Origin of the sequence: Piscinibacter sp. (assembly GCF_050175855.1) — a bacterium.
GTDB lineage: Bacteria > Pseudomonadota > Gammaproteobacteria > Burkholderiales > Burkholderiaceae_C > Piscinibacter.
This window is the reverse complement of sequence record NZ_JBFXIO010000416.1, coordinates 1-4,157: the sequence shown is the minus strand read 5'-3', so window position 1 is coordinate 4,157 and position 4,157 is coordinate 1. Positions and strand designations below refer to the sequence as shown.

The window sequence follows — 4,157 nt, the reverse complement described above, 5'->3', positions numbered from 1 at the left end:
CGCGCCTATCTCGGCTCGCGCGGCCTGGCCACCAAGTACATCGTCGAAGAGGTCGACCCCAAGGTCGATCCGCTGGCGCCGGCCAACAAGCTGATCTGGGCCACCGGCCCGCTGACCGGCACGATGGCCTCCACCGGCGGCCGCTACACCGTCGTCACCAAGGGCCCGCTGACCGGCGCCATCGCCTGCTCGAACTCGGGTGGCTACTGGGGCGCCGAGCTGAAGATGGCCGGCTGGGACATGGTCATCTTCGAAGGCAAGTCCTCGAAGCCGGTGTTCCTCTACGTCGAGGACGACGTGGCCGAACTGCGCGACGCCTCGCACCTGTGGGGCAAGAGCGTCTGGGAAACCGAAGAGACGCTGAAGAAACAGCTGCAGCAGCCGCTGGCGCGTGTCTCGAGCATCGGCCTGGCCGGCGAGAACCAGGTGCTCTACGCCGCGGTGGTGAACGACCTGCACCGCGCCGCCGGCCGCTCCGGCGTGGGCGCGGTGATGGGCAGCAAGAACCTGAAGGCGGTGGTGGTGCGCGGCACCAAGGGCGTCGGCAACGTGGCCGACCCCAAGGAGTTCATGAAGGTCACCTTCGAGAAGAAGAAGATCCTCGCCGACAACGCGGTGACGGGCCAGGGCCTGCCGACCTACGGCACCCAGGTGCTGATGAACGTCATCAACGAGATCGGCGCGCTGCCGACGCGCAACCACAAGGACGTGCAGTTCGAGGGCGCGAAGGACATCTCCGCCGAGGCGATGGCAACGCCGCGCAAGACCGACGGCAAGAAGCACCTGGTGACCAACCAGGCCTGCTTCGGCTGCACGATCGCCTGCGGCCGCATCAGCAAGATGGACCAGGGCCACTTCACCGTCGAGAACAAGCCGCAGTACTGGGGCGCCAGCGGCGGCCTCGAGTACGAGGCGGCCTGGGCGCTGGGCGCCGCCAACGGCGTCAATGACCTGGAAGCGCTGCAGTACGCCAACCTGCTGTGCAACGAGCAGGGCATGGATCCGATCTCCTTCGGCGCCACCATCGGCGCGGTGATGGAGCTCTACGAGATGGGCGTGCTCACCAAGGAGCAGCTCGGCATCGATGCCAAGTTCGGCAGCGCGCAGGCGCTGGCCCACTTCGCCGAGATCACCGCGCGCGGCGAAGGCTTCGGCAAGGAGATCGGCCTGGGCTCCAAGCGCCTGTGCGAGAAGTACGGCCACCCCGAGCTCTCCATGAGCGTCAAGGGCCAGGAGTTCCCGGCCTACGACTCGCGTGGCATCCAGGGCATGGGCCTGACCTACGCGACGAGCAACCGCGGCGCCTGCCACCTGCGCAGCTACACCGTGGCCTCGGAAGTGCTGGGCATCCCGGTCAAGACCGACCCGCTCACCGCCGAAGGCAAGCCGGAACTGGTGATCGCCTTCCAGGATGCGACGGCCGCCTTCGACTCCGCCGGCATCTGCATCTTCACCAGCTTCGCCTGGGGCCTGGCCGACGTGGCACCGCAGGTGGCCGCCGCTTGCGGCCCCGAGTTCACGCTGGAGAACATGGCCAAGATCGGCGAGCGCATCTGGAACATGGAGCGCGACTTCAACAACCGCGCCGGTTTCACCGCCAAGGACGACACGCTGCCCAAGCGGCTGCTGACCGAGCCGGCCAAGACCGGCCCGGCCAAGGGCCTGGTCAACAAGCTGCCGGAGATGCTGCCGAAGTACTACGCGGCGCGCGGCTGGGATGCCGATGGCCAGCTCAAGCCGGAGACGCGCGCCCGCCTGGGCCTGTGATCCGCGCTCGGCTCGCATGAACGAAGGCGGTTGCAAGACCGCCTTCTTTCTTTGAAGGAACGAACGACATGAACCACGTCATCCTCGGCGCCGGCCCGGCCGGCGTGATCGCCGCGGAGACCATCCGCAAGCACGCCCCGAACGACCGCGTCATCCTCGTCGGCGACGAGCCCGAGCGGCCGTACTCGCGCATGGCGATCCCCTACCTGCTGATCGGCAACATCCCCGAAGAGGGAACCCACCTGCGCCACGGCGCCGACCACTTCGACAAGCTGTGCATCGAGCTCAAGCGCGGCCGCGCCAAGGGCATCGACACCGGCCGCAGGCACGTGCACCTGGAGGACGGCAGCTCGCTGCCCTACGACCGGCTGCTGATCGCCACCGGCTCGAGCCCGGTGCGCCCGCCGATCCCCGGCATGGACCTGCCCAACGTGCACAGCTGCTGGACGCTTGCCGACGCGCGCGCGATCATGGCCCGCGCCGGCAAGGGCACGCGCGTTCTGCAGATGGGCGCCGGCTTCATCGGCTGCATCATCATGGAAGCGCTGGCGGCGCGAGGCGTCGAGCTCACCGTGGTGGAGATGGGTGATCGCATGGTGCCGCGCATGATGGGCCCGACCGCCGGCGGCATGATCAAGGACTGGTGCGAGGCCAAGGGCGTGCGTGTCTTCACCGGCGCGCGCGTCGAGGCCATCGAGGCGGCCGGCGGCGGCGAGCCCGGGTTGCTGGGCAAGCTGGCCTCGGCGGTGGGGCTGGGCGGCGCTTCGGCATCGGGCAACGGTTCGATGGCGGTGAAGCTCTCTGGTGGGCAGACCCTCGAGGCCGACCTGGTGATCAGTGCCACGGGGGTGAAGCCGAACATCGGCTTCCTGCAGAACTCGCCCATCAAGTGCCTGGTCGGCGTGCTCACGGACGAGCACCTCCAGACCAGTGTGGACGGGGTGTACGCCGCCGGCGACTGCGCCGAGGCCTTCGACATCGTCAGCGGCAAGACCATCGTCAGCGCCATCCAGCCCAATGCGGCCGACCAGGCCTACGTGGCGGCGATGAACATGGTCGGGAAGAAGGCCGTGCTCAAGGGCGTCACCCAGATCAACGTGCTCGACACGCTGGGCCTGATCTCGGCCAGCTTCGGCAGCTGGCAGGGCGTTGAGGGAGGCGAGCACGTCGAGCTGACGGATCGGCCGGCCGGCAAGCACCTGAGCCTGCAGTTCAAGGACGACGTGATGGTCGGCTGCAACAGCATCGGCTGGACGCAGCACGTGGGCGTGATGCGCGGCCTGGTGGAAGGGCAGGTGAAACTCGGCGAGTGGAAGGAGCGTCTGAAGCACGATCCGACCCTGCTGATGGAAGCCTATCTCGCCAGCGCTCAGGGCCAGGCTGCCCGTGCGCTCGTCCCTCCGAAATGAACATCACCTTCAAGCTCTACGCCAGCCTCACGCAGTACCTGCCCGCCGAGAACCGCTACGACAACCGCGTGCAGCTCGAGCTGCCCGAGGGCAGTGCGGTGGCCCAGGCGATCGAGCCCTTCGGCCTTCCGGAGAAGCTCGTGCACCTGGTGCTCGTCAACGGCACCTACGTGCCGCCCGAGCAGCGGCTGACGCACGTGCTGAAGGAAGGCGACGTGCTGGCGATCTGGCCGCCCATCGCAGGTGGGTGAGGCCGGGCCTGCAGGCCCGGCCCTGGGGGATGTCGGAGCAACAAAGAAATGCAGGCTTGGTACCCCGCAGACTTCAAGCGCGAGATGGGTTGCACCGAAGCCGAGCTGCTGATGTGGCTGCCCGGCGCGGTGAACGGCCGCGCGGTCAGGCTGATGGAACGCTCGGCCGAAGTGGCGATCGACGCCGGACGGCTGGAGATGGCCTGGCGCGAGCTGCCGCCGCGCCAGATCGCCCTGCTGCGCATGCCGCGGCTGGCGGTGTCGTTCCACTTCGAGCGCGTGGGCGAGGCCGAACGCCAGGACTTCATGCGCTATTTCGACCTGTACACCCAGCGCGGCGGGGGTTGAACCCGCCGCGCCTCGGCGCCACCGGCGCCGGGTTGTCGAAGATCAAAGCTCCTTCGGTCTGACCGGCGGCCCGGCCATGGTCGCCCGGGGGTTTTGATATCGATCAGTCGTCGCGTCTCAGCGGCCATCGACAGTGACAGCTGGTTTCAGAGGGTCCACGACAGCGTGGGCCCGCCAACTTTCGCTGGAGAACAACCGTGGTGACCGAATCGAAGCGCCCCGACTGCGGGCAGCCGGGCTCCGCCTGCAGCTGCGCAGTGCCGCCGGCGTCCGCCGACCCCGCCGTGGCTGCCGCCGCCGACGAGGCCAGGCCCACGCGGCGCAGCTTCCTGCGCTCGAGCGGCATGCTCAGCATGTCCTCGCTGATGGGCACGGCCACGCT

At 68.4% G+C, this 4,157-nt stretch carries 5 protein-coding genes; all 5 read left to right on the top strand.

The window, feature by feature from the left end; translation table 11 throughout:
* The coding region (locus AB7U92_RS22835) for an aldehyde ferredoxin oxidoreductase family protein (protein WP_428582422.1) at positions 1-1,767 on the top strand (1,767 nt) is incomplete at its 5' end.
* A gap of 68 nt (positions 1,768-1,835) precedes the next feature.
* Positions 1,836-3,176 carry an NAD(P)/FAD-dependent oxidoreductase gene (locus AB7U92_RS22830; RefSeq protein WP_428582420.1) on the top strand — a complete coding sequence of 447 codons (1,341 nt, stop codon included), beginning with the start codon at positions 1,836-1,838 and terminating at the stop codon, positions 3,174-3,176.
* On the top strand, positions 3,173-3,427 hold the full coding sequence (gene thiS, locus AB7U92_RS22825) for a sulfur carrier protein ThiS (RefSeq protein WP_428582418.1): 255 nt from the start codon (positions 3,173-3,175) through the stop codon (positions 3,425-3,427). The genes AB7U92_RS22830 and thiS overlap by 4 nt, the downstream gene beginning before the upstream one ends.
* Before the next feature lie 48 nt (positions 3,428-3,475).
* On the top strand, positions 3,476-3,775 hold the full coding sequence (locus AB7U92_RS22820) for a hypothetical protein (protein ID WP_428582416.1): 300 nt from the start codon (positions 3,476-3,478) through the stop codon (positions 3,773-3,775).
* Between the two features lie 197 nt (positions 3,776-3,972).
* On the top strand, positions 3,973-4,157 hold a 185-nt coding region (locus AB7U92_RS22815; protein ID WP_428582414.1), incomplete at its 3' end, for a hypothetical protein.

Bases quoted from the DNA above. Each gene is read 5' to 3' on its own strand.
- AB7U92_RS22830 (WP_428582420.1), top strand. From the start codon at position 1,836: ATGAACCACGTCATCCTCGGCGCCGGCCCGGCCGGCGTGATCGCCGCG.
- thiS (WP_428582418.1), top strand. From the start codon at position 3,173: ATGAACATCACCTTCAAGCTCTACGCCAGCCTCACGCAGTACCTGCCC.
- AB7U92_RS22820 (WP_428582416.1), top strand. From the start codon at position 3,476: ATGCAGGCTTGGTACCCCGCAGACTTCAAGCGCGAGATGGGTTGCACC.